Source organism: Euryhalocaulis caribicus, from assembly GCF_000412185.1.
Classification (GTDB): Bacteria; Pseudomonadota; Alphaproteobacteria; order Caulobacterales; family Maricaulaceae; genus Euryhalocaulis; species Euryhalocaulis caribicus.
Window position 1 is genome coordinate 1 of record NZ_ASJA01000008.1, and the last position, 26,623, is coordinate 26,623.

At 64.7% G+C, this 26,623-nt stretch carries 31 protein-coding genes and 2 tRNA genes; 20 read left to right on the top strand and 13 right to left on the bottom strand.

All coding sequences use genetic code 11. The annotated features are described in order from the left end of the window. The 5 genes from L338_RS07890 to astB form a co-directional block, all read left to right on the top strand. A partial coding sequence (locus tag L338_RS07890) for an OmpA family protein (protein ID WP_022697829.1) occupies positions 1-414 on the top strand: 414 nt, incomplete at its 5' end. Between the two features lie 231 nt (positions 415-645). Further along, the gene (locus L338_RS07895; RefSeq protein WP_022697830.1) at positions 646-1,899 is read left to right on the top strand and encodes a hydrolase; all 1,254 of its coding nucleotides are present in this window, start codon (positions 646-648) and stop codon (positions 1,897-1,899) included. Between the two features lies 1 nt (position 1,900). Then, positions 1,901-2,923, top strand: coding sequence for an arginine N-succinyltransferase (locus L338_RS07900; protein WP_022697831.1), 1,023 nt, complete (start codon positions 1,901-1,903; stop codon positions 2,921-2,923). After that, complete coding sequence (astD, locus tag L338_RS07905) at positions 2,920-4,386, top strand: succinylglutamate-semialdehyde dehydrogenase (RefSeq protein WP_022697832.1); 1,467 nt, start codon at positions 2,920-2,922, stop codon at positions 4,384-4,386. Before L338_RS07900 ends, astD begins: the two co-directional genes overlap by 4 nt. Next, positions 4,383-5,726 carry an N-succinylarginine dihydrolase gene (astB, locus tag L338_RS07910; RefSeq protein WP_022697833.1) on the top strand — a complete coding sequence of 448 codons (1,344 nt, stop codon included), beginning with the start codon at positions 4,383-4,385 and terminating at the stop codon, positions 5,724-5,726. The genes astD and astB overlap by 4 nt, the downstream gene beginning before the upstream one ends. A 4-nt stretch (positions 5,727-5,730) precedes the next feature. Here astB and L338_RS07915 read toward each other — a convergent pair whose 3' ends face one another. The 3 genes from L338_RS07915 to L338_RS07925 form a co-directional block, all read right to left on the bottom strand. After that, positions 5,731-6,765, bottom strand: coding sequence for a beta/gamma crystallin-related protein (locus L338_RS07915; RefSeq protein WP_161624612.1), 1,035 nt, complete (start codon positions 6,763-6,765; stop codon positions 5,731-5,733). Positions 6,766-6,872: 107 nt separating this feature from the next. Next, on the bottom strand, positions 6,873-7,616 hold the full coding sequence (locus L338_RS07920) for an SIMPL domain-containing protein (RefSeq protein ID WP_022697835.1): 744 nt from the start codon (positions 7,614-7,616) through the stop codon (positions 6,873-6,875). 139 nt (positions 7,617-7,755) lie between these two features. Next, entirely contained in the window at positions 7,756-8,172 is a 417-nt protein-coding gene (locus L338_RS07925; RefSeq protein ID WP_022697836.1) for a PH domain-containing protein, read from the bottom strand. 164 nt (positions 8,173-8,336) lie between these two features. Here L338_RS07925 and L338_RS07930 point away from each other — a divergent pair, with 164 nt between their 5' ends. From L338_RS07930 to spbR, 6 genes are all read left to right on the top strand, one after another. Next, positions 8,337-9,107 carry a M48 family metallopeptidase gene (locus tag L338_RS07930; RefSeq protein WP_033310902.1) on the top strand — a complete coding sequence of 257 codons (771 nt, stop codon included), beginning with the start codon at positions 8,337-8,339 and terminating at the stop codon, positions 9,105-9,107. A 52-nt stretch (positions 9,108-9,159) separates the two neighbouring features. Beyond that, positions 9,160-9,236, top strand: a tRNA-His gene (locus L338_RS07935). A gap of 126 nt (positions 9,237-9,362) precedes the next feature. Then, the gene (locus L338_RS07940) at positions 9,363-9,611 is read left to right on the top strand and encodes a hypothetical protein (protein WP_022697838.1); all 249 of its coding nucleotides are present in this window, start codon (positions 9,363-9,365) and stop codon (positions 9,609-9,611) included. A gap of 63 nt (positions 9,612-9,674) precedes the next feature. Continuing rightward, complete coding sequence (gene thiO / locus L338_RS07945; RefSeq protein ID WP_022697839.1) at positions 9,675-10,814, top strand: glycine oxidase ThiO; 1,140 nt, start codon at positions 9,675-9,677, stop codon at positions 10,812-10,814. A 58-nt stretch (positions 10,815-10,872) separates the two neighbouring features. Continuing rightward, entirely contained in the window at positions 10,873-11,694 is an 822-nt protein-coding gene (locus L338_RS07950; RefSeq protein ID WP_022697840.1) for a transglycosylase SLT domain-containing protein, read from the top strand. Between the two features lie 20 nt (positions 11,695-11,714). After that, positions 11,715-12,869, top strand: coding sequence for a SpbR family protein (gene spbR / locus L338_RS07955; protein ID WP_022697841.1), 1,155 nt, complete (start codon positions 11,715-11,717; stop codon positions 12,867-12,869). On the opposite strand, the gene L338_RS07960 is transcribed toward spbR, so the two are convergent. From L338_RS07960 to L338_RS07975, 4 genes are all read right to left on the bottom strand, one after another. Then, positions 12,870-13,787 carry an EAL domain-containing protein gene (locus L338_RS07960; protein ID WP_022697842.1) on the bottom strand — a complete coding sequence of 306 codons (918 nt, stop codon included), beginning with the start codon at positions 13,785-13,787 and terminating at the stop codon, positions 12,870-12,872. It lies immediately after the preceding gene. Between the two features lie 103 nt (positions 13,788-13,890). Continuing rightward, positions 13,891-14,313: an Hpt domain-containing protein gene (locus L338_RS07965; RefSeq protein ID WP_241762246.1), complete on the bottom strand. Its 423-nt coding sequence runs from the start codon at positions 14,311-14,313 to the stop codon at positions 13,891-13,893. Positions 14,314-14,453: 140 nt separating this feature from the next. Then, positions 14,454-15,230: an NAD kinase gene (locus tag L338_RS07970; RefSeq protein WP_022697844.1), complete on the bottom strand. Its 777-nt coding sequence runs from the start codon at positions 15,228-15,230 to the stop codon at positions 14,454-14,456. Positions 15,231-15,260: 30 nt separating this feature from the next. Beyond that, positions 15,261-16,349, bottom strand: coding sequence for a DUF2336 domain-containing protein (locus L338_RS07975; RefSeq protein WP_081639535.1), 1,089 nt, complete (start codon positions 16,347-16,349; stop codon positions 15,261-15,263). 98 nt (positions 16,350-16,447) lie between these two features. Between L338_RS07975 and egtB the strand changes: the two genes are divergently transcribed. Genes egtB through L338_RS07990 form a run of 3 tightly spaced genes read left to right on the top strand, consistent with a single transcriptional unit; the run spans position 16,448 to position 19,344 of the window. Then, positions 16,448-17,719, top strand: coding sequence for an ergothioneine biosynthesis protein EgtB (gene egtB, locus L338_RS07980; RefSeq protein ID WP_081639536.1), 1,272 nt, complete (start codon positions 16,448-16,450; stop codon positions 17,717-17,719). 60 nt (positions 17,720-17,779) lie between these two features. Then, positions 17,780-18,559: a class II aldolase/adducin family protein gene (locus L338_RS07985; RefSeq protein WP_022697846.1), complete on the top strand. Its 780-nt coding sequence runs from the start codon at positions 17,780-17,782 to the stop codon at positions 18,557-18,559. Further along, the gene (locus tag L338_RS07990) at positions 18,505-19,344 is read left to right on the top strand and encodes a transporter (protein WP_022697847.1); all 840 of its coding nucleotides are present in this window, start codon (positions 18,505-18,507) and stop codon (positions 19,342-19,344) included. The genes L338_RS07985 and L338_RS07990 overlap by 55 nt, the downstream gene beginning before the upstream one ends. Positions 19,345-19,355: 11 nt before the next feature. Here L338_RS07990 and L338_RS07995 read toward each other — a convergent pair. The 3 genes from L338_RS07995 to L338_RS08005 all read right to left on the bottom strand — a co-directional run bounded on the left by L338_RS07995 (position 19,356) and on the right by L338_RS08005 (position 21,037). After that, positions 19,356-19,431 (bottom strand) — tRNA-Thr (locus L338_RS07995). Between the two features lie 147 nt (positions 19,432-19,578). Further along, positions 19,579-20,247, bottom strand: a complete 669-nt coding sequence (locus L338_RS08000) for a YiaD family glycine zipper/OmpA-like lipoprotein (protein ID WP_022697848.1) — start codon at positions 20,245-20,247, stop codon at positions 19,579-19,581. 91 nt (positions 20,248-20,338) lie between these two features. Further along, positions 20,339-21,037, bottom strand: coding sequence for an extensin-like domain-containing protein (locus tag L338_RS08005; protein ID WP_022697849.1), 699 nt, complete (start codon positions 21,035-21,037; stop codon positions 20,339-20,341). A 159-nt stretch (positions 21,038-21,196) separates the two neighbouring features. Here L338_RS08005 and L338_RS08010 point away from each other — a divergent pair, with 159 nt between their 5' ends. The 3 genes from L338_RS08010 (at position 21,197) to L338_RS08020 (ending at position 23,657) form a co-directional block, all read left to right on the top strand. Continuing rightward, a complete protein-coding gene (locus L338_RS08010; RefSeq protein ID WP_022697850.1) occupies positions 21,197-22,108 on the top strand; it encodes a diacylglycerol/lipid kinase family protein in 912 nt (303 codons plus the stop codon). Between the two features lie 2 nt (positions 22,109-22,110). Beyond that, positions 22,111-22,896 (top strand): metallophosphoesterase family protein, encoded by a 786-nt coding sequence (locus tag L338_RS08015; protein ID WP_022697851.1) that lies wholly within the window; start codon positions 22,111-22,113, stop codon positions 22,894-22,896. 68 nt (positions 22,897-22,964) lie between these two features. Further along, on the top strand, positions 22,965-23,657 hold the full coding sequence (locus tag L338_RS08020; protein WP_022697852.1) for a hypothetical protein: 693 nt from the start codon (positions 22,965-22,967) through the stop codon (positions 23,655-23,657). 73 nt (positions 23,658-23,730) lie between these two features. Here the strand turns inward: L338_RS08020 and L338_RS17000 are convergent, their stop codons facing one another. From L338_RS17000 to L338_RS08030, 3 genes are read right to left on the bottom strand one after another with little or no spacing between them, the layout of a single operon-like run. Next, positions 23,731-23,871, bottom strand: coding sequence for an entericidin A/B family lipoprotein (locus L338_RS17000; protein ID WP_022697853.1), 141 nt, complete (start codon positions 23,869-23,871; stop codon positions 23,731-23,733). A 52-nt stretch (positions 23,872-23,923) separates the two neighbouring features. Next, positions 23,924-24,583: a sigma-70 family RNA polymerase sigma factor gene (locus L338_RS08025; protein ID WP_022697854.1), complete on the bottom strand. Its 660-nt coding sequence runs from the start codon at positions 24,581-24,583 to the stop codon at positions 23,924-23,926. Between the two features lies 1 nt (position 24,584). Further along, entirely contained in the window at positions 24,585-24,788 is a 204-nt protein-coding gene (locus tag L338_RS08030) for a NepR family anti-sigma factor (RefSeq protein WP_206740807.1), read from the bottom strand. A 202-nt stretch (positions 24,789-24,990) separates the two neighbouring features. Here L338_RS08030 and L338_RS08035 point away from each other — a divergent pair, with 202 nt between their 5' ends. The 3 genes from L338_RS08035 to L338_RS08045 all read left to right on the top strand — a co-directional run bounded on the left by L338_RS08035 (position 24,991) and on the right by L338_RS08045 (position 26,535). Beyond that, on the top strand, positions 24,991-25,782 hold the full coding sequence (locus L338_RS08035; RefSeq protein WP_022697856.1) for a response regulator: 792 nt from the start codon (positions 24,991-24,993) through the stop codon (positions 25,780-25,782). 97 nt (positions 25,783-25,879) lie between these two features. Beyond that, a complete protein-coding gene (locus L338_RS08040; RefSeq protein WP_022697857.1) occupies positions 25,880-26,164 on the top strand; it encodes an ElaB/YgaM/YqjD family protein in 285 nt (94 codons plus the stop codon). After that, a complete protein-coding gene (locus tag L338_RS08045) occupies positions 26,161-26,535 on the top strand; it encodes a hypothetical protein (RefSeq protein WP_022697858.1) in 375 nt (124 codons plus the stop codon). The genes L338_RS08040 and L338_RS08045 overlap by 4 nt, the downstream gene beginning before the upstream one ends. Positions 26,536-26,623 lie beyond the last annotated feature (88 nt).

The window sequence follows — 26,623 nt, forward strand, 5'->3', positions numbered from 1 at the left end:
CCGCCGCCGCCTCCGCCGGCTCCGCCCCCGCCGCCTCCGCCGCCGCCGGCTGCGCCGTCGTGCGAGGACGTTGCCTTCGTCGTCTACTTCGAATGGGACAAGTCGTTCCTGACGGATCAGGCGAAGAGCATCATCTCCGAAGCGGCTGATCGCGCGGAAGAGTGTGGCGTTGCGAACGTTCGCATCGAAGGTCACGCTGACCGTTCGGGCGCTGCGTCCTACAACGTGGGCCTGTCCCAGCGTCGTGCGGACGCCGTGAAGCAGCAGCTGATCACCCAGGGTGTGGCTGCCTCTTCGATCACCACCGAAGCGTTTGGCGAAAGCCAGCCGGCTGTCGATACGCCTGATGGCGTTCGCGAGCCGCTGAACCGCCGCTCCGAGGTTGTGATCCGCGTCTCCGGCGCGACGAGCTAAGCTCGATACAACCTGACTTGAAGGAATGGCCCGGCGTCTCGCCGGGCCATTTCTTTTTGCGCGCGCCGCAGTGCGCATGAGCCGCGCTTGACGGCGCGGCGCGGGGGCCGATAGCTAGTCGGCAATATTCTTCACACGCCGTAACGCCGCGTCCCTTGCGCACGGCGCGCCCGCTTTTCAGACCGGGCTGCGGGGCGCGGACGAAAACAGACAAAGGGCCTCGACACGACCATGCCGGACTCGACCAGCCTGACCGCCGATGAAGCGCGCATCCTCGATGACGTGCAGGATCGCGCAGACCTGATGATCGCGCGGGTGAAGGAATGGAGCGCGATCAATTCGGGCAGCCGCAATGCGGACGGTCTGGAGGCGATGCGGGATAAGCTGACCGAGGCCTTTGGCGAGCTGGACGCGGAGATCAGCGCGGTGAAGCTGGACCCCGCCGAGGTGGTGCGGCCGGACGGCGAAATCGAGCATCAGGAATTCACCCCCGCCTTTCAGGCGCGCAAGCGCCCCGACGCTCCGGTGCAGATTGTCCTGACCGGCCATCACGACACGGTGTTTCCCGCCGATAGCGGCTTTCAGAACTGGGAGCTGTGGGACGAGGACACGATCAACGGTCCGGGCGTCGCCGACATGAAGGGCGGCCTGATCGTGATGAGCGAGGCGCTGCGCGCGCTGGAGCAAAGCCCGAACCGGGATCAGGTCGGCTATACGGTTCTGGTCAGTCCGGACGAGGAAATCGGCTCCCCCGGCTCGCGTCCTGTATTGATGGAGCTGGGCGCGAAAGCGCATATCGGGATGACCTATGAGCCCGCGCTCGCCAATGGCGACCTGGCCGGGGCGCGCAAGGGCAGCGGGAACTTCACGCTGGTGGTGCGCGGCCGCGCCGCCCATGCCGGGCGCGAGCACCATCTGGGCCGCAACGCGCTGGTCGCCGCCAGCCGCTTTGCCACGCAGCTGGATGCGCTGAACGGCGAGCGCGAGGGCGTGACCTTCAATATTGGCAAGATGGATGGCGGCGGACCGGTGAATATCGTGCCGGACCTGGCCGTGGTGCGCTTCAATGTGCGTATGCCCACGCCTGACGACATGGACTGGTCGAAGGCGCAGATCGAACGCCTGGCCGATGAAACCGGGAAGGCTGACGGGATCGGCGCGGTGCTGCATGGCGGCTTCACGCGCCCGCCCAAGCCGATGGCGCCGCCCGTGGCGCGAATGTTCGATTTCACGCGCCGCGCCGGTCAGGCCATCGGGCTGGATATCAACTGGAACGATACGGGCGGGGTCTGCGAGGGGAATAATCTCTGGGCGGCGGGCTGTCCCAATGTCGATACGCTGGGCGTGCGCGGGGGCGATATTCACAGCGCCAAGGAGTTCGCCAAACTGGACAGTTTCGGTGAGCGGGCGCGGCTTTCGGCGGTGATGCTGATGAAGTTCGCGAGCGGGGAATTCGACGCCCGCGCCGCGCGGGAGGCCCGCTAGAATGGCGGTGCGCGTTGTCCGCGCGGGCGGCCCGGGAGATCTGGGCGCGCTGGTCGAGCTGGCGGGAATGGCCGGGCCGGGCTTCACCAGCCTGCAATCGGGCGAGGAGGCGCTGGCTGCGCGGCTGGAAAAGTCGCAGGCCAGCTTCGCCGCCGACAGCGGCGGCCAGGGCGATGAAGTCTTCTGCCTGATGTTGCAGGAAATCGGCGATGACGCGGTTCTGGGCACTTCGGCGGTGAAGTCGCAGATCGGCGTTTCCCAGCCTTACGTGAATTTCCGGGTGACCACGGCGGCGCAATTTTCTGATGTCGTGGACCGGCGCTTTGACATGAAGCTGCTGATGCTGGTGACCGAATGCGCCGGCGCGACAGAGGTCGGCACGCTGTTCCTGCGGCAGGAAGCGCGCGGCGGCGGCATGGGGGCGCTGATCTCGCTCTCCCGCTACATGCTGATTGCCGCGGCGCGCGAACGCTTCGGCGCCCGCATCGTGTCGGAGCTGCGCGGCTGCATCGACGAGAAGGGACGCTCGCCTTTCTGGGACGGGCTGGGGCGGCATTTCTTCCGGATGGATTTTCACGAGGCGGACAAATTGTCGGCCTCGCTGGGCAACCAGTTCCTTTGGGACCTGCTGCCCAAGCACCCGATCCATATCGACCTGCTGCCCGATGCGGCGATCGAGGTGATCGGCAAGACGCACGTGGATGGCGGCGGCGCGCGGCGGCTGCTGGAAAGCCAGGGATTCGAGTTTGGCGGCCTGGTCGACGTGTTTGACGGCGGGCCGCTGCTCTCGGTGAAGCGCGACCGGCTGAAATGCCTGCGCGAGAGCCGCGTGATGACCGTGGCGGCGGGCGATCCGGGCGAGGGCGCGAAGCGGGCGATGATTTCCAATGACCGGATCGCCGATTTCCGCTGCGCGCTGGGCCGCGTCAGCATTGATGGCGATTCCGCGTCCATCCCGGCGGACGTGGCGGACGCCTTGAACATAGAAAGCGGAGACAAAGCGCGAGTATGGGTGACGGAATGAGCCAGTCAAAAGGTCAGTTTATCGGCGGCGCATGGGCGGCGGGAAGCGGTGAGACGTTCGAGTCCCGCGACCCGGCGCGCGGCCGGACGCTATGGTCGGGCGCGGCGGCGAGCCCTGACGATGTCACGGCGGCGTTCAAGGCCGCGCGCGCCGCGTTCGCCGGCTGGTCGCGCACCCCGTTTGAAAAACGCGCCGACGCCGCGCGGGCCTATAAGGGCGTGCTGGAGCAGCGCAAGGATGAGCTGGGCGCGCTGATCGCGAAGGAGACGGGCAAGCCGCTCTGGGAGGCGCTGGGCGAGGCGGGCGCCATGATCGGCAAGATCGATATTTCCATCGCCGCCTATGAGGAACGCACCGGCGCCAAGGAAAGCGAGACCGCGTTCGGCCATGCCCGGATGCGGCACAAGGCGAACGGGGTGATGGCCGCGTTCGGGCCGTATAATTTCCCGGGCCATTTGCCCAACGGCCATATCGTGCCGGCCGTGTTGGCCGGGGACACGGTGGTGTTCAAACCCTCGGAGCTGACCCCGGCGGTGGGCGAATTCATGGTCGCTTGCTGGGAAGAGTCAGGGCTGCCCAAGGGCGTGGTGAATTTGGTGCAGGGCGCGCGGGAGACCGGCGCGGCGATGCTGGACAGTGATGAGCTGAACGGCGTGCTGTTCACCGGCTCGGCGGAGACCGGGACCTTCTTCCACAAAAAATTCGGCGGCCGGCCGGATATCATTCTGGCGCTGGAGATGGGCGGCAATAATCCGCTGGTCGTCTGGGACGTCAGTGATGTGCGGGCCGCAGCCTCGATCATCGTTCAATCCGCCTTTATTACCGCCGGGCAGCGCTGCTCCTGCGCGCGCCGGCTGATCGTGCCGGAAGGCGGGGCGGGCGATGCGATTGTCGAAGCCGTGGCGGAGCTGATCGGCAAGATCACGCTGGGCGAATGGGACGCCGACCCGGAACCCTTCATGGGATCGCTGATATCCGAACAGGCGGCCGGAGCGGTGATCTCGGCCCAGGACAAGCTGATCTCCATGGGCGCGAAGGCGGTTGTCGAGGCGCGGCGCCCCGAGGGACTGTCCAAAGCCTTCGTGACGCCGGGCCTGGTCGAGCTGGGCGACACGGAGCCGGAAGACAAGGAAGTCTTCGGGCCGCTGCTGAGCGTCTATCGCGCAAAGGATTTCGTCAGCGCCATCGAGCGGGCGAACGATACGAAATTCGGTCTGTCCGCCGGGCTGGTCAGCGACAGCGCCGACCTGTGGGCGGAGTTCGAGGAAGGCATCCGCGCCGGGATCGTCAACTGGAACCGCCCGACAACCGGCGCGGCCAGCAATATGCCGTTCGGCGGGCCGGGCTTCTCCGGCAATCACCGGCCGAGCGCCTATTACGCGGCTGATTACTGCGCCTATCCGGTGGCGCGGCAGGAGTCGGACAAGGTCGAATTCCTTCCGGCCAAGGGCCTGAACGCGTGAACGCAGTCGAAGCCAATTATGACGGCCTGATCGGCCCCACGCATAATTACGGGGGTTTGAGCGTCGGCAATGTCGCCAGCGCCGCCAATCGCGGCGCGGTCAGCCATCCGCGCGAGGCGGCGCTGCAGGGGCTGGAGAAAATGAAGCTGCTGCAATCGGCCGGGCGCATTCAGGGCGTCCTGCCGCCGCATGAGCGGCCCGCCATCTGGCGGCTGCGGCAGCTTGGCTTTACCGGCAGCGACGAGCAGGTTCTGGAGAAGGCGTGGAAAGAAGCGCCGGCGCTGGTGCGCCGCGCCTCCTCGGCCAGCGCCATGTGGACGGCTAATGCGGCGACGGTTTCGCCCTCCGCCGATACGTATGACGGCCGGCTCCACATGAGCGTGGCAAATCTCGTCTCCATGCCGCACCGGGCGCTGGAGGCCGAGCAGACGGCGCGGTCTCTGCGGGCCGCCTTTCCGGGCGATGAGCATTTCGCCATCCATGATGCGCTGCCGATGCAGGGCGATTTCGCGGACGAAGGCGCGGCCAATCATGTGCGGCTCTGCGCCGAGCAGGGCGCGCCGGGCGTGGAGATTTTCGTTTATGGGCGGTCTGCCTTTGACGAAGCGCCGCGCGCCAAATTCCCGGCGCGTCAGACGCTGGAAGCCTGTCAGGCGATTGCCCGGCGCGCGGGTCTGGATCCGGCGCGCACGGTCTATATCCGCCAGTCGCACGAGGCGATTGACGCCGGGGCGTTCCATAATGACGTGGTCTGCGTCGGCATGGAGCGGTGTCTGTTTTTCCACGAAAAGGCCTTCGACGACAAAGAGAAGGCCATGGCCGATATCCGCCGCGCGGCGGAGGGCCTGTTCGAGCCGGAATTCATCGAGGCGCCGGAAGCCGAAATTCCCATTGGCGACGCGATCTCATCGTATCTGTTCAATTCTCAATTGCTGCGCTGGCCCAATGAATCGCGCCTGTTCCTGCTGACTCCCGCGGAAACCGAAGAGACGCCGGCCACCTATAAATATGTCGATCAGCTGCTGAAGCGGAATACCGCGATCGGGCGCTGGACGGTGGTGGATGTGCGCCAGTCCATGCGCAATGGCGGCGGACCGGCCTGCCTGCGCTTGCGCGTGGTTCTGAACGAGGATGAGCAGGCCGCGGCGAACCCGTCCATGATTCTGGATCATGCGCGTTATGACGTCCTGCGGCGCTGGATCGAAAAACATTACCGCGAAGACCTGGCCGATAACGAACTGGGCGATCCGGCCCTTCTGAATGAGAGTCGGACCGCCCTGGACGAACTGACCGGGATTTTAGGGCTGGGCGCGGACTTCTATCCGTTCCAGCGCGGTTGATCCCCTAGTCCCGAACACAGAGCACGTCGCGAATATCGCGGCGCGCGACGTCCCGCGTGTACCAGGCGGCTTCGCGATAGCCGACGCCCTGGCAGAACTCGTCCGAGAAGTCCTCGCAGGCCTGACGCGAACCGCGCAGGCACTGGTCGGCGGCGTAGCCGGAAGAGGGCGGGTTCGGGAAGAAGCCGGCCTTGTAGCCCTCCAGACGCTCGCGCGAGCCATAGGGATTGTCATACGGGTCGCGGTCGTAATTGGCGCGCGGCCGGCCGTCATAGATCAGCTCCACCGAGGATATGCGCTCTGACAGGCCCAGCGCGTCCAGATCGGGCACGTCGCGGGTGACAACCGCGCAGCGGCCCCGGAAATCTTCATCCTCACAGATGCGCCACTCGCCGCCCTGAACCCGCAGGGAGCGCGCCTCATTGTCATAACGATAGCGATCCAGCTCCCGGGCGCTGCCGTCCAACTCCGCCCGGGCGCCTTCAAAACGCTCGAACTGATAGAGCGTCAGGGACGCATCCTGACGGTAATCGGGATCATTGCCCGGATAGGTCGGATAATTGGGGTATTCCTGCGGATTGCCGGGATAGATGGGCGAGCGGTCATCGCCGTACCGGTCATCGCCGTACCGGTCATCGTCATAGCGATCATCGTCATACCGGTCGTCGTCGTAAGGATCGTTGTAATCGTCATCCTCGCGATAATTGAGCCCGACCGGGCGGAGCGAGGAAAGCTGGTTATTGAGGTCCAGAGTTTCCATGTCCCAGACATCGCTTTCCACGACCTTGCAGACGCCGGTGTAGCCGGTTCCGCTGCACACTTCCCAGCGCCCGCTGACAATGCGCAGGGATGTGGTCTTGTCGTTGAAATTATTGCGGGTCAGGTCCGGGATTTCGCCGCGGGCGTCAACGCCGGAGCCTTGAAAATTGGGAAAGTCGTAGAGATAGGCCTGGGCGGGACCGCCTTCCAGCGACTGGGCGAAAGCGGGCGCGGCGCCCAGGGCAAGCACGGCCGAAAGGCCAGCCAGACGAATAGTCATCGAAACCTCCAACGGTTCAGGCATCAATCCAGTTTCCCCGCGAGGGGAGAAATGCCTGACCGTTAAAACAGTTTCAAAGTGAACCGGCACTGAAGCGCGCGTTGTGCCTAGTTTTCGAGACTATAGGTGATGGTCGAGACCACGCGGACCGTCTTGAAGATTTGCGCCTGTTCGGACGAACCCGGCACATCGTCGCGCGGCAGGATCACGAACACGCCCTGATTGGCGTCGCGGATCCCGCCCAGCTCGGCCGCGGCGTCCTCTGCAAACTGGTTGGCCGCTTCGCGGGCGGAAGCCGTGGCTTCGGCCAGCATGTCCGGCTTGATCTCGTTCAGGCGCGTGAAGACATAGGTCGGCCCCGTGGCGTTCCAGTCCTGTTGCAGGACAATGCCCTGCGCCACCAGCTCGCCCAGACGGCGGCTGACGCCCTCGACCTGATCGACTTTTTCGGAACGGACAAGAACAGACTGGCTGACGCCGTAGCGTTCTTCCGGCCGGTTGCCGCCATAGCCCGCGCCGAAGTCCTGGATTTGAAGGGACTGGCGCTGGATTTCTTCTTCGGTGAAGCCGGAATCGCGGAGGAATTGCTGGACGGTTTGCAGGTCGGTTTCGATGCGCGCCTGAATCTGGGCCAGATCGTTACCGGTGACCTGAAACTTGATCGGCCACAGGGCGAGATCCGCTTTCACATCGCGCTCGGCAAGGCCTTTGACCTGAACGTGGCTGTCCGCCTTGCGGCCCTCGATGATGCCTTCACCGACCAGCCAGCCCGCGCCGACCAGCCCCAGCGCCACCAGGAGCGCGGAGAAGAAACCTGCTGCGACGCCAACGCCTCTGTCCATATAAGCCATGCCTCGTGTTCAATCCCGCCTGATTGCCAAAAGCTGTAAGGATAACGGCGTTCTAACGCCCGCCGCCCGCGGACGCCAGTCAATTCCCGCGCCGCGCCTTATGAAACTAGACGGTCTTCATGACCGATTTGCGGCTGGATCAGCCGTCTTTCCGTTTCCAGCTGCGGGCTTCCTCGATGGCGGCGCGGAATTTCATGGGGGCGGCGATCGTGGGAAGATCGATACAGCCTTCGCCCGTTCCGGTGATGCGCAGCCAGCCAAAGCCGAACAGTTTTCCAAAGAAGCCCTGGAACAGGCTGACTTCTTCCACGGCCTGCACCGGCAATTCCTCTGTCCGGCGGGTCAGCCAGCCGGTCTTCAGGACGATGCGGTGATTGGTGGCGGCGATTTCGGTGGTGGCGAAGCGGATTTCGCGGCGCAGGAAGATGATGATCCCGACAATCACAATTCCCAGAACAATCAGCGCCAGCCACGAGGCAAGGTGCTGGAAGAAATGGAAACGCGCCTTCAGGACGACCACTTCGTCAGAGGAAAGCGTCTGCTCGACATAGCCCATAGGGATTCTCCGTCCGAGCGCGCCCCTCGCGCCGCGAGTATATTATCGTTAAAGGTTTGTGCCTGAACGGGGTAAAGCGCAATATTGTTTCCCCCGCAGGAAACCTTGGCCTGTTCGTGCGTTTAGCGGGTCATACGTTTCAAAAACCGTCCAAGGGGAAAATGATGAAAATCGCGAAATCTGCGACACGCCTGGCCGCCGTGGCCGCCGCCTCCACCGCGCTGGCGGGGCTGAGCGCCTGTTCCACCAATCCCTATACGGGCCAGAGCCAGTTCATCCTGGTCGATCAGGCGCAGCTGGCGCAGGCCGCCGCCGCGTCCTGGCAGGACATCAAGGCGGAAGAGCGGATTTCCAATGACGCGGCCCTGAACCGCCGCGCCCGCACGGTCGCCGGCCGGGTCATCCAGGCCGCCGGGCTGCAGGAGCAGAACTGGGAAATCGTGGTTTTCGATTCCGATGAACGCAACGCCTTCGCCCTGCCGGGCGGACGCATCGGCGTCTATCGCGGCATGATGGAGTTCGCCTCCAGCGATGCGGAGCTGGCGACCGTGATCAGCCATGAGGTTGCTCACGTGGTCGCGCGTCACGCGGCGGAACGCTACAGCCAGCAGGTTGGCACGGCGGTCGGCGCGCAGGTGGTCGGCGGCGCGCTGGGCGGCGCGGAGAACGCGGACCAGTACGCCAAGGTCTTCGGCGTCGGCGCGCAGCTGGGCCTGTTGCTCCCCTATTCGCGCGCGCATGAGCGTCAGGCGGACCTTCTGGGCGTCGATTACATGACGCAGGCGGGCTATGATCCGTACGCCGCAGTCCGCCTGTGGGAGAAGATGGCGCAGTCCGGCGGTTCGGCCGGTCCGGGTTTCCTTTCCACGCACCCTGATCCGGGGGCGCGGGCGCGCGACATCGAAGCCTATATCCAGCAGAAGAATTATAGCTGAAGCAGCGCTTGTCTGGCGCGCGATTTCCGGTATAGGGTCCGCGCCCTTCGAGGCCGCGGTAGCTCAGTTGGTTAGAGCGCTAGATTGTGGATCTAGAGGTCCCTGGTTCGATTCCAGGCCGCGGTACCATCTCTAAATCGCCCAGAAATGGTTCGATTTTTGCTGCCTTGGCGCTGCACAAGGCCGTCACTGGACTGAAAACGCATTCTGGGACAGTGTTCGGCACTGCTCAAAAAAGAGCCTCGGGGGATTCTCGTGAAGGATGTTCTGGTTGTCGTGCCCGTTCGCAACGGCGAAGAGGACGAATTGTTTGGCGAAACCGTCAATCAGTTTGTCGAACAGAATCAGGATAACGCCGAGGACGCGCCCTTCATGATGGTGAAGAGCGAGTATCGCTCAGGCGAGCTGTTCAAGACCGTCATTTTCGAAGATTCCCGCCCGGCCAGCCAGTTTCAGTCCCTGTGGCGCCGGCAGCGCCGCAAGCTGGCGGCCAGCGGCCACTAGACCTATAAGAACGGACTTCTCGCGCCGCTTGCCGGCGCGGCGGTTCCAGCGGCGTTCTCAATTATGAAACCTGTCACAGACGCGCCCCGCGTCGCCATTGCGGGCGGCGGCATTATCGGCCTGTCCTGCGCCTTTGCGCTGGCGCAGGCCGGCGCGCGCGTAAGCCTGTTTGAACGCGGGGAATTTGGCGGCGCGGCCAGCGGCGCGGCCGCCGGCATGCTGGCCCCCAACGCCGAAGCGGTGCAGGACGGCGCGGAAGCGGCGGTCGCCGCATTCTGCCGCCACAGCCTGACCCTGTGGCCGGACTTTGCCGCCCGGATTGAAAAACTGAGCGGCGAATCGCTGCCGCTGAGCTGGAGCGGATCGCTGATCGTCACCGACACGGCGGAAGAAGCGGCGGACATGGCCGAAGCCGCCAGGGCCGGCGGCGGAAAGGCCGAGGCGCTGGACCGCGAGGGGCTGCTGGCCAGGCAGGCCGGGCTGGGCGAAGAGGCCGGTCACGGCGTCTGGCTGCCGGAAGAGGGGCATGTCGATCCCCGCGCCGCGGTCTCCGCCCTTGTGGCCGCGCTGCGGGCCATGGATGTGGAGATTGTCGAGAATGCCTCCGTGCGCGGCGTCGAAACGCGGCGCGGCGCGCTGCGGGCGTTGCGCGTGGAGCATGACGGCGCGACGCGCAGCGTGGCCTGTGACGCCGCGGTGATCGCCAGCGGGATCGAGCCGGCGCTGGCCGGGTCGTGTCCCGCGCTGCGTCTCCTCTACCCCGTAAAGGGCCAGATGCTGGCGCTGGACGGGGCGGGCGTGGCGCTGAGCCGCGTGGTGCGAGGGGGCGCTTATCTGATCCCGCGTGCGGACGGTGAGATCTGGGTGGGCGCCAGCTCCGAACACGGGGCGGCGGACATGAAGCTTCAGGATTCGGTGATCCGCCGCCTGCGGCGGGCGGCGGAGCGCCTGGTGCCGGCGCTGGCGGACGCCGCCGAACTGCGCCGCTGGGCGGGGCTGCGCCCCGGCACGCGGGACAGCCTGCCGCTGATCGGCGCGGACGGGCCGGAAGGGGTTTTTCTGGCCGCCGGGCATTACCGCAACGGCGTGCTGGCCGCCCCGGCCACGGCCGAAGCCATCACGGCGATGATCCTCGAAGGCGAGACCCCGGAACTGGCGGCGCCTTTCGCGCCGGCGCGGACCTCAGCGTTAACGCGGGTTTAATTGCATCTGCGCGAGTTTAGCGGCTCGAATGATTTGAGTCGCAGAGCGAGCCGTTCAAGTGACCGTAAACGCGCCCGGCGCGAGCCAGGATCTGACCCAGCTGATTTCACGCGCGGCGCAGAAGACCGGCGCGGATTTCGACTATCTGCTGAACACGGCCGCGCGCGAAAGCGGGTTCGACCCGCGCGCCAAGGCCCCGACCTCCAGCGCATCCGGCCTGTTCCAGTTCATCGATCAGACCTGGCTGGGCATGGTGAAGCAGCATGGCGCCAAGCACGGCATGGCCGCCGAGGCCGCGAAGATCGAGGTCAGCGCCAATGGCCGCTACCGCGTGACCGATCCGGCGGCGCGCGACGATATTCTGGACATGCGTTTCGACCCGGAGAAGGCCGCCGTCATGGCCGGCGAATACGCCGGGGACGCGGCCAATGCGTTGCGCAACAAGCTGGGCCGCGAACCGGATGCGGGCGAGCTATACATGGCGCATTTCCTCGGCCCCAAGGGGGCGGGGGACCTGATACTGGCCGCCGAGTCCAATCCGGACAGCCGCGCCGACTCCCTGTTCCCGGCCGCCGCGCGCGCCAATCGCCGGCTATTTACGGAAAATGGCCGCCCGGCGAGCGTAGCCGAGCTTCGCAACACCCTGATGCATATTGGCGGCGCCGAAGGCGCGCCGCGCGCGCCGTCCGCGCCGCCGCCGGATGCGGCGTTCCGAAGCGCTGACGTCCGGCGCGAAGCCGACTGGACCGCGCCGCCTTCGCGCAATCTGACGCGCCTTGCCTCCGTGCCGTCCGCGGGGCCGGGCCGGGTGCTCAGCCCCGGAACGATCGAGGCGCTGGCCGAGCTTGACGCCCCGCAACGCGCCAAGCGCAAGGCCTGACCGAAGGAGCCGCCCGGACCATGACCGTCGAAGCGATGCGCGCGCAGTTGCAGGAAGATGACATTCGCCGGCTGATCAAGGCGCCCACCGAAGAGGAGCGGGCGCTTTCGGCTTACAAGATCTGCCGCCGCATTGCCGCTGACGGCCTGTCCGGGGACGAACGCCAGGCCGCCAACCAGATTCTCCAGCTGATGGCGCAGGACGCCGCCGAGCTGGTGCGCCGGGCGCTGGCGGTGACGCTGAAATCCTCGCCGCACCTGCCGCGCGAAATCGCGCTGAAGCTGGCGAAGGATATCGACACGATCGCCGTGCCGATCCTGGCCTTTTCCCCGTCTTTCACGGACGAGGACTTGCTGCGCGTCCTCGACGCGACCAGCGAGATCAAACATATCGCCATCGCCCAGCGGGACGAGGTCTCCGCCGCGGTCAGCGCCAAGATCGTGCAGACCTGCAGCGAGCGGCCGGTGGCGACGCTGGCGCGCAATGACGGGGCGAATATCGCCTCAGACAGCTTCCGCCTGATGCTCAAGCGCTTCTCCGGGTCCGAAAAAGTCGCCGACGCGCTGATCGACCGCAGCGCGCTGCCAATCGAGGTGACCGAGAAGATGGTCTCCATGATCAGCGACGAGGCGCTGCGCCGCCTGTCGCAACGCCATGCGCTGCCGCCGCAGCTGGCGGTGGAACTGGCCGAGGGCGCGCGGGAGCGCGCGACCATCGACCTGATCGATCAGGCCGACTGTACGCAGGACATGCAGCGTTTCGTGCAGCAACTAAATCTGAATGGCCGCCTGACGCCTTCCTTGATCGTGCGCGCGGCGGCCTGCGGATCCATATCGTTCGTTGAATGGGCGCTGGCCGAGCTGGCCGGGGTGCCGCACCCCAAGGCGTGGCTGCTGGTGCATGACGCCGGGGCTCTGGGCCTCAGGGCCCTGTTCGAGCGCACCGGCATTCCGGGGCGGCACCTGACCGTGCTCCGCCTTGCCATAGACCTGTATCATGAGACGGACATGGCGGCGGCCAGGGACCGGAAGGCTTTCCGACAGACCATGATCCAGCGCGTGCTGACGCGCCATCAGGGCTTTGCCGAAGACGATCTGGAATATCTCATGGGGCGTCTGGATGCGCCGCTTCACGACGAAGACGCCGGTCAGGCGGAAGCGGCCGCGGCGGCCTGATCAGGCCGCTTCGATTTCCGCTTCGCCGGCTTCGTTATCCGCCTGGTCCATGCGGGTGCGGCGGGCTTCCCGGATCAGATTTTCATATTGCAGGGATTCTTCCGAAACCGGCGCGGCCTTGCGTTTCGGCGCGGCGTCGGGTTTCGGGGCGCGCGCCAGAATATCGCGCAGCGGCGCCGCCGGGGCGAGGGCGTGACCCTGAGCCTGTTCAAAGCCCATTTCGCCCAGCGCCTTCAGCACCATCTCATTTTCCGCGCCCACCGCGACGGCGGGCAGCCCGCCGCTTTGCGCGGCGCGCAGGCGCGCCCCCACAAGGCCGCCGCCCGTGCGCAGCTGGACCGCGCCCATGCGCAGCAGCGTCGGCCCGGAAAGCTTGAATTCGGTGAACGGGCCGCCGGCGATCAGGCCGTCGGGCATGACGGCCGCGCCGCGGGCTTCCACGGCGAGTCCGAAATTGGCGCGGCGGAGGTTTTCCGCGCCGCGCAAGGCGACCTTGCCGCCCTTGTGAAAATCGTTTTCCGGGACCTCGAACGTCACCTTGTCGGGAACCATGCCCACCGCGTCCAGCTCGGCCTCGGCCAGCAGGGCGAAGCTGGGCTCTGACAGGTCGCTGGCCGCGATATTGAGGTTCAGCCGCCAGTAATGCCCTTCGCTGTTCCAGCGCGCCTGGGCCTTGCCGCCCAGCGCCACGACGCAACGCGTGAATTCGGGCATCAGGCCGTGATGACGCACCGCGCCCAGAAACAGCCCCGGCGGCAGCAGGCCCAGAACCGGATGACGCCAGCGCGCCATGCCCTCACAGGCCGCGATCGTGCGGCTCTGCAGGTCGTATTGCGGTTGAAACCAGAGCTCGAACTGCCGGTCTTCGAGCGCGTGCTCGATATCCGAAGCGGTGAATGCCTGATCCTGCTCTGACATGGTCTTGCGCCGTCCTTGCTGAGGGTTCTCGTCCCTGACGAAAACCATAATCGGGCGGCGTTAATTCGGCGCTCAGCCGATTGCTAAAATTGCGCGGGGTTTGTTAGGCCGCGTCGGAAGGGAAAATCGCCTCGACGCGGGATTCCAGCTCCGCGACCAGCGCCGCGCCAACCGGATGGTCCACGTCCTTCACGCCGTCGCGCACGGCGGCCTTGATGGCGTCCACATGCGCCTCGACCAGAGGCAGGGGCACGATATTGCGCAGTTCGCGCGTTTCGATCAGGCGCGAGAGTGAGGCCCCCATGCGCGTCACGATCGGGAAATCATAGGTCGTGCCCAGGCCCTTCAGATCGTGCGCGCGGGCGTATAGCGCCTCGCCGGCCTCCCCCGTCAGGCCTTCGGCGCGGGCGGCCTGCCGGCACGCCTCCAGAGACGTAATCTCCTGCTGCAGCCATTCGGAAAACTGGCCGCTCATGGAATTCAGGGCCGCTTCAGCCCGCTCGATGGCTTTGCTGTCGAATCCCACGCGTCCTCCTACTTTCACACGCAACATGTTCGGCGGCGTGATGACTTCCAAAGGCTTCTGCTTGCCCATGCTGTTCCGCTCCCCGGAATGACAGGGGCGAAGCATAGAGATGGCGGTTTAACACCGCGTGAAGGCGGGGATCAGTTGAGGAATTGCTCGCTGAGTATGCGCTCGGCCAGCGTATAGCCGGGGTCGAACAGCATGGTCAGGTTCAGTTCCGGCGCCTCGCGCACCTCCACCGACTCGACGTCGCGGAATTCCTTGTTGTCGGCCACGGCCGAGACGGGGCGGTGGCTGGCCTCCATCACCTCGAACCGTACCGAGGCCCCGTGGGGCAGCAGCGCGCCGCGCCAGCGACGGGGGCGGAAGGCGCTGATCGGGGTGAGAGCCAGCACATTGGAGTCGATGGGGATAATCGGACCGTGGGCGGACAGATTATAGGCGGTGGAGCCGGCGGGCGTGGCCACCATCACGCCGTCCGCCACCAGTTCGGGAAGACGCTCCCGGTCGTCGATTGAAATGCGGATTTTCGCGGTCTGCCGCGTCTCCCGGAACATTGAGACTTCATTGATCGCCAGCGCCTCGAACTTCTCTCCATTGACGCGCTTGCCGGACATGGAGAGGGGATGGATGCAGGCCGGCTCGGCGGCCTCCAGACGCTCGATCAGGCCGTCTTCGCGATATTCGTTCATCAGGAAGCCGACTGAGCCGAAATTCATGCCGAAGACAGGCCGGTCCTCGCCCATATGGGCGTGCAGCATTTCCAGCATGAAACCGTCGCCGCCCATCGCCACGATCACGTCGGCGTCCGACGCCTTGCAGCCGTCATAGCGTTCGCGCAGACGCTCGCACGCCTCCTGGGCGCCGGGCTTCTCGCCGGCTTCAAAAGCGATCTTTTTGTATTTTCGTTCGCTCAACGCTGTCTCCTGCTCGAAAAGGAGAGCCACTCAAGCGTTCGCGCCCATCTGGCGCAAGGCCGCGGATGCGGCTTCCGGCGAAAGGTCGCGGAAAACCTCGGCGCATTCATTCAGGACGCCGCCTTCCAGAGCATCGCTCAGGCGGCGGCGTTCAAGGAAGCTGGCGTGGATGGACGGAAAGACGGAGCGGTCGATTCCCGCGGCCCGGCAGGCCAGCGCAAGGCCCTTCGCTTGCCGGCGCTCTATGGCGGATTGCACCACGACCGATGACGCGCCGGCCAGCCGCGCGATGGCGTGTTCGAACAGGTCCAGCTTGCCTTGCCGCAGGCTCTTGATGGCAAAGCCGGGCGTCAGCCGGCCCGAGGCTTCCAGTTTTTCGACCAGGCGCGCGGCGATGGGCCGCAAGGCGTCGGTTTCCTGCGCCTCTTCATAGGCGGCGCAGGAGGCCGCTTCCTCTATGGCGTCGTCCAGCGCGTCAGGCGCGTCCGAGAAACGATCCCGCAATTCCGATTTCAGGGAGTCGCCGACAGCCTGATAGGCAATCCCGGCGATGGGCAGGGGCAGATCCTTGCGCCAGACCAGCGGCGTCCAGAGCGGCCGGTGCCGCTGCGCCGCGCTGACGCACCGGCGCAGCACGCTTTCCGTGATCTCCGCCGTCTCGTTTTCCAGCAGGACGGGCAGAACGCGGATTTCAGCGTGCTCGGCGATGGCTTCGCACACCGGCCCGGTGATGCCGGGACGGCGGGCGATGCAGCGCTGATGCGCCTCGCCCAGCTTCTGCACGATGTCGATCAGGTCTTCTTCGGTCAGGACGGGGCTGCCGGTCAGCACCGGCTCCGCCGCCTCGATATCGTCATAGGCCAGGAACACGATCAGGTCGTGCGGGGCCCAGGGCACTTCGGCCAGACGCTCGGCCAGCTGCGCACGGATACGCAACTCTGCGCGGCGTGTAAGCGTTATAAGAACATCAGCCGCAGTTTCACCGGTTTCGCCTTGACCAAACGGACGCAACGCGCACAGTTCCGCCAGCCCCAGAAGCAGGCGGTCATGGCAACCGGCCTCTCTGGATTCAGCGAGCTTAAGGAGCTCCCTAGTGTCGACGGGCAGGCGCTCGGACATCAAATACCTTCACAGCGAACTGATTCGCGAGGTCAGGCTGCGCCCGATATGGTTGCCCGACCGTAAAGACTGCGAAAGCCATAGCAGGAAATGATTCCATGAGCTTAGCGGAACAATACGATCCCGACTCGGAGCGTGCGCGCATAACGGGCGAATTGGGCCGGACCCGCGCCGCAACGCTGGCGATTGCGCAACCGCTGTCGCCCGAGGACCAGCTGGTGCAATCCATGACGGACGCCAGCCCGACCAAGTGGCATCTGGCGCATACGACCTGGTTCTGGGAGACGTTCCTGCTGGGACCCCACGCCGCCGGATATACGGTCTTCGACGGCGATTTCGATTTCCTGTTCAATTCCTATTACGAACAGGTCGGCGAGCGTCTGGCGCGCGACAAGCGCGGCATGATCAGCCGTCCGGCGCTGGACCGGGTGCGCGACTATCGCCGCCACGTCGATGACGCGCTGGACCGTTACCTGTCCCGCGCGTCCGGCGCCGATTTCGCCAAGGTGGCCGGGATTATCGAGCTGGGCATGGCGCATGAACAGCAGCATCAGGAATTGATGCTGATGGATATAAAGCACGTCCTCTCCCGCAATCCGCTGGCCCCGGCGGCCTATCCGAAGAAGCTCGCCGCGGCGGGCGAGGCGGGGCCGATGGGCTGGATCGGACATGAGGGCGGCCTGATCGAATCCGGCGCCGGCGCCAGCGGGTTTTCCTTCGACAATGAACAGCCCCGCCACAAGGAATGGCTGGAGCCGTTCGAAATGGCCGACCGTCCGGTCACCAACGCCGACTTCGCCGAATTCATCGCCGATGGCGGCTACGACACCGCAACTCTCTGGCTGGCCGATGGCTGGGCCTGGGTGAACGAGACCGGGGCAAAGGCGCCCATGTACTGGCGGGAAGACGGCGTCTTTACCCTGCACGGGCTGGAGACGCAGGACCCGGACGCGCCGGTCTGCCACCTGACCTATTTCGAGGCCGAAGCCTATGCCGAATGGGCGGGCGCCAACCTGCCGACCGAGGCGCAGTGGGAAGCCGCGGCCGAAGGCTTCGATCCCGCGAACGGCGATTACATGACGCCGGGCCAGTCCGCCCATCCCCGCCCGGTGGAAGCGGGGCAGGGCCTGCGCGCGCTATCCGGCGGGGTGTGGGAATGGACCCGCAGCGCCTATTCCGCCTATCCCGGCTTCGAACCGTTCGAGGGCGCGGCAGGCGAGTACAACGGCAAGTTCATGTGCGGGCAGTACGTGATGCGCGGCGGCTGCTGCGCCACGCCGGCCGGCCATGCGCGGCGCACCTATCGTAACTTCTTCTATCCCCACATGTCGTGGCAGTTCGGGGGGCTTCGTCTGGCGCGTTACGTTTGACGGCCCGCGTCCCGGCGCGCATTCTTGGCGCAAGTCCTAGAAGGGATAGGGAGATGAGAGATGGCGCTCGCCGCTGAGAACGACGAAACACCGGTACGCGAACAGGTCAGCGAAGAGGAATGGAAGGCGCGGGTGGACCTCGCCGCCCTTTACCGGCTGGTGCGGATGCATGGCTGGGACGATCTGTTCTTCACCCATATTTCCATGCGCGTGCCGGGACCGGAGGAGCATTTCCTCCTCAACCCGTTCGGCCTGCTTTATGAGGACGTGACGGCCTCCAACCTCGTGAAGGTGGATCTGGAGGGCAATGTCCTGCCGCCCTCGAAATACGGCATCAACCCCGCCGGCTTCACCATCCACTCTGCGATCCATGCGGCGCGCGAGGACGTGCATGTCGCCCTGCATTTGCACAGCGATGCGGGCGTGGCCGTGGCCGCGCAGAAGGACGGCCTTCTGCCGATTTCCCAGCTCGCCATGAACATCATGAGCGATGTCAGCTACCACGATTACGAGGGGCTGGCGCTGGTCGAGGACGAGAAGGCGCGTCTGGTGGCCGATCTGGGCGAAAAGAACACCATGATCCTGCGCAATCACGGCACGCTGTCGGTCGGCTCGCACCCGTTCCAGGCGTATTTGCGCATCTACATCCTGGAGCGCGCTTGCAAGATCCAGACGATGGCCCAGTCCGGCGGGGCCGAGCTGGTCCAGTGGGACAAGGGGATGCAGGACAAGGTCTTTAAACAGGGCGAGGAAGGCATCCTCAACGAGTTCTTCCTGGAGATCGCTTGGGCGGCGCTTCTGGACCGCGTGAGGCGCGAATCTCCGGGCTTCGACGTCTAGCCCCTGCGCTTGCGGGACTGGCTCTGATTGCGGCGGCTCCGGCCGCCGCAAACGCGTCGGCGTGGAATTTCAAGAAGGGCGAGGACCAGCTGATTCTGACCCAGCTCTATGATTACGCCGACCGCTCCTTCGACCCGGACGGCGACGCGGTCTATCCGGTCGATTTTGAAAAACACGAGCTTTCGCTGTTCGGCGAATATGGTCTGACCGACACCCTGACCGCGGTGACGCGGCTGGCGCTGCAGGACGTCTATCTGGAAATCGAAAGCGGGCGGGATACGGCGCGCGGTCTGGCGGCCAGCGAAGTGGGCCTGCGCCATGCGTTGTGGCGGAACGACCAGACCGTGGTTTCAGCACAAGCGACTGTCATCCTGCCGGGCGCGGGCGAGAACGTCACGGACATCTTTTTCGGCGAAGGCGAAACCGACTACGAGGCGCGGCTTCTGGCCGGCCATTCGTTCAAGTGGCGAGGCCGTGACGGCTTCATAGACGCTCAGGCCGGTTATCGCTGGCGCGGCGGCGATTTCGGGAACGAGCAGCGGCTGGATCTGACGCTGGGCTACAAGGTCACGGACAGGCTCACCGCGATGGGGCAGGGCTTCTTCCTGGCCAGTGACAAGTCGAAGGGCCTCAACCGCGACTATATGAGCGCCCGCGGCCAGCTCAGCGCCGTCTACTGGCTCACAGACCGCCGCGCGGTCCAACTCGGCGGGCTGGCGACGCTCGCGGGCGAAAACATCATCCGCGAGCGCGCCATCTTCGCCGCCTACTGGATCCGGTTTTGAGGTAAGGGAAATGGTGCCGGCTGCAGGAATCGAACCCGCGACCTTCGGTTTACAAAACCGCTGCTCTACCATCTGAGCTAAGCCGGCCCCTAGTGGGCGATCCGCATGGAAAGCGGAGCACGCCACCCCCTATATCGGCAAGACAGCGCGACAAAAAGAGACAAGGGCTGCCTTCAAATGAAAAAGGCGCGGCGATGACCGCCGCGCCTTTCCCGTGCCGGTCTTTACGCCGTTTTACGACGTGGTGATCGGACGAAGGACGACTTCGACGCGGCGGTTGCGCGCGCGGCCTTCCTCGGTCTCGTTGGAGGCGACGGGCTGGGTCTCGCCCTGTCCCTCGATATAGATGCGCTCGGCCATCACGTTCTGGCGGACGAGATAAGCGGCGACGGATTCGGCGCGGCGCTCGGACAGGCCCTGATTATAGGAGTCCGAACCCACCGAGTCGGTGTGACCGACAACGCCGATGGTCGTCTGCGGATACTGGTCCAGCGTGCGCGAAAGGTCGTTCAGAACCGGATAGAATTGCGGTTCGATTTCCGCCTTGTCGAAGGCGAACGTGATGTCGCCCGGCATGTTCAGGACGATATCGTCGCCGCGGCGGTCAACCTCGACCCCCGTGCCGGCGAGCTCACGCTCCAGCTGGGCCTGCTGGCGGTCCATGTAATTGCCGACCGCCGCGCCGGCCAGCGCGCCAACGCCCGCGCCGATGGCCGCGTTGGTCGCGCCTTCGGAGCTGTCATTGGTGTTGGTCAGATAACCCAGAACCGCGCCAATGCCCGCGCCGGCGAGAGCGCCGGTGGCGGTGTTGTTGCGCGTCTGTTGGCCCGTATACGGGCTGGTCGTGGTGCAGGCGGCGGTCAGGACCGCGGCGGAGCCAAGAGCGAGTAGCTTGAATTTCACAGCAAACCTCCTTGAAGGATTATTCGGGTTGGGCGTTTGTCCCCTGCGCCTTGAACGAATGGATCGCGCGCCGGTTCCTTGAACAAATCGATCACCGGCAAAAGTCGTACGGACCCATGTCGAGATGAAAATGGTCCTCATGGGCCTTGTTATAGTCCGGGCTGATGACGCCCTGGAAAAGATCGCATGACCCTTTTCTGATCTCGCGCAGGAATGCAGCGTCGTCATCTTCGCCGGTCCAGTCTGAACGCAGGCTGACTGTGCGCCCGTCCTCAAGGCGGAATTCGGCGACATCAATGGCGTTGGCGCTGGCGTGTTCGCTGATCGACCCGTTGGGACGGCCATAGACCCGGCGGCAGGCATAGGTCCCGTAATGTCCGATGCGGGAAACTTTCTGGCCGTATATTTCCTGCGCGGCCGCCTGAACCACGTCGCGCTCCCACAGGAAAAGCGTGGCGGCCAGCGGGCAGCGCGCGACCACGGCGGCGGAATAGGGCGTGATCGATTTCTCGATTTCGACGCCGTCGTCATAGCCGCAGAAATCGCCGCTTTCGACCGGGGGCAGGGGTGAAAATTCCATGCCGGCGTCTTCCAGAAGCGCGTAACAGGCGTCCGGGTTGCGGGAGAGGGCGTCCAGCTTCATTTCCGTAAATGCGCCGACGGGATCGTTCAGATCCAGCTTGGTCCACGGCAGATCTTCATCCGGCAGCGTCACGACGAAGCCGACGGCGAGCACGAACCCGCAGGCAAGCGCCAGGAGCGCCACGGTTATTCTGACATATCGCATCATGAAGGCAGGGGAACTCCTTTAGTATGCGCGCGTTCCGGATTTCCGACCGCGCAGCCCGTTCAAGGCCGCCTGAAAAACCGGCCGGATACGCTATATAGGTAGCGACCCGCCTTGTTTTCGCCTCAGAAAGGAAAGACCGCCCTGACCCGATCAGAAACAGTGACAGCCCCGGACGCGGGCAAGACGCAGTTTGCCGCCGTGGTGAACCGCGCGTCCGGCTATGTCGGCGAAAAAAGCCCCGCCCATGTTCAGGCGATGCTGGAAAACGCGGCCCATTCCCGGCTTTGCGATCTCAAATTTCTTGACCCGGACGATATTCTCGAAGGCCTGAAGGACGCGTTCGAAGGTCCGTGCGGGGGCGTCATCGTTCTGGGCGGCGACGGTACGGCGCGCTGCGCCGCCGAATTTGCGATGAAGCACGACAAGCCCCTGATCCCGTTGCCGGGGGGCACGATGAACCTGCTTCCGCGCAAGCTGTACGGCGAACGCGGACCGGCGGACGCGTTGCGCGCCGCGCTGGGTGGCCAGCGCGCGCTGATCGACGCCGGGCAGGCGGATGACCGGCTGTTCTTCCTGTCCGCCGCTTTCGGTTTCGCGCCTGACATGACCCGCGCGCGAGAGGCGTTTCGCGGGCAGACGGGGCTGGACGCCTTGCCGCGCGTGCTGTCCTTCGCGCGCCGCGCCCTGGCGGACGCCTTTCATATGAATGTGTTGTTCGGCGTCGATGGTGAAGAACCCGGCCGGGAGGCCGAGCTTCTTGTCGTGGCGCTGGGCGGCCTGTCCCACCTGATGGAGTTGAAGGTGGATGAGGATGTCGGCCGCAAATTCGAATGTATCGCGTCCGACGTGCATGATCTGGGCGAGGCGGCGCGGCTGGGCTTCAACGCCCTGACCCAGCGTTGGCGGGAAGACCCGGGCGTTGCGATCGACTGCACCGAGCAGGTGCGCGTAAAACTGAAGGAAGAGGATCCCTATGGCGTTCTGGATGGCGAGCCGATGAAGCTGAAATGCGAATTCGACGTGCGCTATCTGAAGGACGCGATCCCGGTTCTGGCGCCGGCGGAAGCCTGATCATGGCGACCATCGTACAGATATCTGACCTGCATTTCGGTTCTGAAGACCCGGCGCTTGTCGAGGCGTTGAGCGAGAGCATCGCCGAAATTTCACCGGACGCGGTGGCGGTATGCGGCGACCTGACCCAGAAGGGCAAGCGCCGCGAATTCCTGGCCGCGGCGGAGTTCCTGGCCGCCCTCGACGCGCCGGTGGTCATTGCCGAGGGCAATCACGACACGCCGTTCTGGAATATGTTTGCCCGCATGACCGCGCCATTCGCGCGCTTTCGCAAGCGGCTGGCGCGGGCGCGCACCGAAGCCTTCCTTGATGACCGGCTGGTCATGCACACGCTGAACACCGCGCGCGGCGTTCAGGCGCGTCCGGACTGGTCGCTGGGTTCGGTGCGGCTGCGCGAGGCGCAGGAGGTCATCGACCAGCTCAATCAGGGGCACAAGGACGCCGCCAAGGCGGTGGTCTGTCACCATCCCCTGATCACCCCGCGCAATGCGCCGTTTCCGGCCCGCACCCGGCGGGGCGAGGCGGCGGCCCGGATACTGGCGGAGGGCGGGGTCGACCTGGTCCTGACCGGCCACCTGCATGTGGAGTTCGCGGAGCGGTTTCCGTTTCATGACATGACCAGCTGGGCGGTTGGCGCGGGCACGGCGCTGTCCACCCGCACGCGCGGCGTTCCCGCCGGTTTCAACGCCATTCGCGTAACGCCCGAAGCCTTTGAGCTGACCGTCTATCATTCGGTCGGCGCGGCCTTCGAGGCGGTGCGTGACGAAAAATTGGCGCGGCGCCCCTAAAGGAACACATTTCGTGATCCCGCGTTGATAGAGCGAGCATACAAGTCGCTAATTCGCTGGGGCACACAATGAAATACAAGTATATAGCCTTGGCTGGCGCCGCCGCGCTGATAGCCGCCGGCGCGCCCGCTCACATCAACCAGACTTCTACTGACGCGATCGCCGATCATACCTTCGATTTCTCATCCGCGCGCTTTGCGCCGGCCGCACAGATTGAAGTTTCGCGGCTCCTGAGCGCCGACGTTACGTCCTCGGACAGTTTCGGCCATGGCCGGATTCATCATCTCAGCTTTGATGACCGCGGCACGCCCGAATGGGTCTGGCTGGAATTTGGCGACTATCTGAGCAACTGGACCGTGCGCGCGCCGGTTTCGGACCTTTATTACGACCGCCAGACGGGCGAGGTTATCACCCGTCCCGAGCTGTCAGACCTGAAAGAGCGCGCCCGGATGGACCGCGAGGCCAAGCCCGAAACGGCGACCCGCCTGTCCGCCGAATTCATGCCGCCCGCGCGTCTGATGGGCGTTCGCGTGCTGAATGCGCAAGGCGACGCCTATGGCCGGGTTCACAGCGTGGAAGTGGCGGAAGACGGCGCTGTGGAAAGCATCCGGATCGAGAGCGGATTTGGCCTGCTGGGACTGAAGCAGCACGTGGTGAGCGTTCCGGCGGACAAGATCAATTACCTGCCGATCATGGAAAAGGCCGTGATCGAAGGCCCGGCGGCGCCGCAATTTGCCGCCGCCATTCCTGACACGGCCTGATCGCCACTGCAGTCACGTATAAAAAAGCCCGGGGCGTTTGCCCCGGGCTTTTTCATGAGATTGAGCGGTGATCTTACTTGGAAGATTCCGCAGCATCCTCGACGGAGTCGCCAGCGGACTCGACGTCTTCGCCAGCGCCGGCGATCGTGTTGCAAGCGGAAATGCCGGCGACCATCAGAAGCGCGGCAAAGGCGGTGATAAAGCGTTTATACATCGGAGAGTCCTTTCGTTACTCGATGCGGCTTGGTGATACGGGCAGTAAATGCTCAGGCGGACTTTTTGTTCGCCGAAGTTCCAGATTTTTTTCCGCGCCGCGCCAAAGTATCGGCTTCTGAAAGAATGCTGCTCATCGCATCCGAGGCCCCGCTTGACTTCTCACCCTTGCGGGCCGCGCCGGAGCGGTCGTTCATCATCTCTTCCAGAGCTTTGCGCGCGCGATTCACCCGGCTCTTGATCGTGCCGACGGCGCAGTCGCAAATCTCGGCCGCTTCCTCGTAGGCGAACCCGCCGGCGCCGACCAGAACCAGCGCCTCGCGCTGTTCTTCGGGCAGGTGGTTCATGGCGCGGCGCAGATCTTCAAGATCCAGAACCGTGTCCTGGCCGGCGGGGGAGGTGAGGGTGCGTTCGGCCTTTTCCTCGTCCCAGGCGGCCTGGCGCCAGGCGCGGCGTTTTTCGGAATAGAAGTGATTGCGCAGGATCATGAAGGTCCAGGCCTTCATGTTCGTGCCGGGCTCATAACTGGACCGGGCGTTCCAGGCTTTGACCAGGGCTTCCTGCGCCAGATCGTCGGCCGCCTCGCGGTTGCCGGTCAGGCTTCGGCCGAAGGCCCGCAGATGCGGAATCTGCTGAACCAGCTCGTCCTTGAAGGCCGAGTCATCCATCGCGCCTTTCTCGGCGCGGGGTTTCTTGTCTGGTTTCTGACCCATTTTATGACTTGGACGCTGTTTTACGGTCGTCGATCTGTTCCAGGAGCGAGCGGAAGTCGTCCGGGACATCTTCATCGAGAACGTCATCATACATCTGACGCAAACGGCGGCCGATCCCGCGCTGGCGGGACCGGGCTTCATTCGCAGAGACGTCGTGGTGTTCCGTGTCCGGCCCTTTGTCAGGATCAGTCATCAAATCGGTCATATCGCTTTTGCTTGCGCCGCCATCGCCATGGCGAGCAGGGTTCATTCGGCGGTTAAAATGCGTGACTTGCCTAACAGTTCCGTCGAGTTGCAATAAAAATTGAACTTATTGCACCCTCGCGCATTGTGTGGTGCGACGATCATCGCGCGGCGCCGGCGACGGCGCGGCGCTTTCAAGCTTTTCTCAGGGGAGAATGCCAATCATGAGCATGGCCGAAAGCCTCGGACCGCACCTGCCATATCTGCGCCGCTACGCCCGCGCGCTGACCGGATCTCAAAAGAGCGGGGACGCCTATGTGCGGGCCTCGCTGGAAGCGCTTGTCGAAGGCGATCAGTCGCTGGAACAGGACCTGCCACCCCGCGTGGCCCTGTACCGCCTGTTCCACGCCATCTGGATCAGCGCCAATGACGACAGCCAGCCGACCCCGTCCGAACTGGAGGAATCCCCGGAAGACCGGCTGATGAGCCTTGCCCCGCGCAGCCGTCAGGCGCTGCTGCTGACCTCGATGGAGGGCTTCACCACGCGGGAGACCGCGCGGATCCTCGATGTCGAGGAAGCCGAGGTGGACCGCATGATCGCCAAGGCGCAGGCCGAGATCGAGGCCGAGCTGGCCACCAATGTCCTGATTATCGAGGACGAGCCGGTCATCGCCATGGACATTGAGGGTCTGGTCAGCGAACTGGGCCACAATATCACCGCCATTACCACGACGCGGGACGAGGCGGTTCAGGCCGCCAAGGACAACCCGCCGGGTCTGGTGCTGGCCGATATCCAGCTGGCGGACGGCTCCTCCGGCGTCGACGCCGTGAAAGCGATCCTGGGCGACATGGACGTGCCGGTGATCTTCATCACCGCTTATCCGGAACGCCTGCTGACGGGCGAGCGGCCGGAACCGGCTTTCCTGATCACCAAGCCGTTCCTGCCCCAGACGGTGAAAGCCGCCATTGGCCAGGCGCTGTTCTTCCATCCGCGCCGGCGCGACAAGGCCGCCTGATTTCTTTCCATTTCTTGGAACGGAAGCGCGCTTTCGCGGGTTATTCGCGTAAGCGCGCTTAACGGCGCGGATTTTTCACTCGAAGAGGTTTTTTTCAATGGCAACGACCACCAAACAGACCGACGACAAATACGCGCTGAAGGAAGATATCGACGCCCTGCGCGGCGATCTCAGCCAGCTGATGAAGGACGTGAAAACCTTGGCCGAGCATGAAAGCAAGGAAGTTTCAAAGAAGGTCGGCGCCTGGAGCGAGGCGGCGCAGGACGAAGTCGCCGCGCGCCGTCAGGATCTGGAAAGCCAGGTCCGGGAAAATCCGCTGGGCGCTCTGGCGACCGCAGCGGGCGTGGGCTTTCTGATGGCGCTCATTCTGGGTCGCAAGTGAACGCATTTATTCGCGTAGCGGCGGCCTATGTAATCGCCCTGATCTTTCTGGTTGGCGCGCTGGGATTTGCCGGCGCGTCCGCGACCATCTGGATCGGCGGCGAAATCGGTTATGGCTGGGCGTCCTTGATTGTCGCGGGCGGCTTTCTGGCCGCTTGCGGGATCGCGGCCGCCTATGCCGCCTGGATGCGGGACCACAAGCCCGCAAAGACCAATCCGGTGGGCGGCACCGCGCTGGCGCTGTTCGAAAAACATCCGTTCGGCGTCATCGCCGGGGCCGGTTTGCTGGCTTTCCTGATCGCGCGGCGTCCCTCGCTGCTGCTGCGCAGCGCCACGCTGGGCGCGACTTTGGCGCGATTGCTCAAGGATTAGACTTTTACCGCTCTAGTCGCCATGTCTTTCATGGCCGTAACGCGACCGCTACGCCGCACCCTTTTTCTGGAACGCGGCGAAGCGGCCC

Coding starts and splice junctions, on each gene's coding strand:
- L338_RS07920 (WP_022697835.1), bottom strand. CDS start 7,616: ATGGCTTATATGGACAGAGGCGTTGGCGTCGCAGCAGGTTTCTTCTCC.
- L338_RS17000 (WP_022697853.1), bottom strand. CDS start 23,871: ATGTATAAACGCTTTATCACCGCCTTTGCCGCGCTTCTGATGGTCGCC.
- spbR (WP_022697841.1), top strand. CDS start 11,715: ATGACCGTCGAAGCGATGCGCGCGCAGTTGCAGGAAGATGACATTCGC.
- L338_RS07915 (WP_161624612.1), bottom strand. CDS start 6,765: ATGACTATTCGTCTGGCTGGCCTTTCGGCCGTGCTTGCCCTGGGCGCC.
- L338_RS07895 (WP_022697830.1), top strand. CDS start 646: ATGCCGGACTCGACCAGCCTGACCGCCGATGAAGCGCGCATCCTCGAT.
- L338_RS08015 (WP_022697851.1), top strand. CDS start 22,111: ATGGCGACCATCGTACAGATATCTGACCTGCATTTCGGTTCTGAAGAC.
- L338_RS07930 (WP_033310902.1), top strand. CDS start 8,337: ATGAAAATCGCGAAATCTGCGACACGCCTGGCCGCCGTGGCCGCCGCC.
- egtB (WP_081639536.1), top strand. CDS start 16,448: ATGAGCTTAGCGGAACAATACGATCCCGACTCGGAGCGTGCGCGCATA.
- L338_RS07985 (WP_022697846.1), top strand. CDS start 17,780: ATGGCGCTCGCCGCTGAGAACGACGAAACACCGGTACGCGAACAGGTC.
- L338_RS08025 (WP_022697854.1), bottom strand. CDS start 24,583: ATGGGTCAGAAACCAGACAAGAAACCCCGCGCCGAGAAAGGCGCGATG.
- L338_RS08030 (WP_206740807.1), bottom strand. CDS start 24,788: ATGACCGATTTGATGACTGATCCTGACAAAGGGCCGGACACGGAACAC.
- L338_RS08035 (WP_022697856.1), top strand. CDS start 24,991: ATGAGCATGGCCGAAAGCCTCGGACCGCACCTGCCATATCTGCGCCGC.
- thiO (WP_022697839.1), top strand. CDS start 9,675: ATGAAACCTGTCACAGACGCGCCCCGCGTCGCCATTGCGGGCGGCGGC.
- L338_RS07925 (WP_022697836.1), bottom strand. CDS start 8,172: ATGGGCTATGTCGAGCAGACGCTTTCCTCTGACGAAGTGGTCGTCCTG.
- L338_RS07900 (WP_022697831.1), top strand. CDS start 1,901: ATGGCGGTGCGCGTTGTCCGCGCGGGCGGCCCGGGAGATCTGGGCGCG.
- L338_RS07975 (WP_081639535.1), bottom strand. CDS start 16,349: ATGTCCGAGCGCCTGCCCGTCGACACTAGGGAGCTCCTTAAGCTCGCT.
- L338_RS08020 (WP_022697852.1), top strand. CDS start 22,965: ATGAAATACAAGTATATAGCCTTGGCTGGCGCCGCCGCGCTGATAGCC.
- L338_RS08005 (WP_022697849.1), bottom strand. CDS start 21,037: ATGATGCGATATGTCAGAATAACCGTGGCGCTCCTGGCGCTTGCCTGC.
- L338_RS08040 (WP_022697857.1), top strand. CDS start 25,880: ATGGCAACGACCACCAAACAGACCGACGACAAATACGCGCTGAAGGAA.
- L338_RS07960 (WP_022697842.1), bottom strand. CDS start 13,787: ATGTCAGAGCAGGATCAGGCATTCACCGCTTCGGATATCGAGCACGCG.
- astD (WP_022697832.1), top strand. CDS start 2,920: ATGAGCCAGTCAAAAGGTCAGTTTATCGGCGGCGCATGGGCGGCGGGA.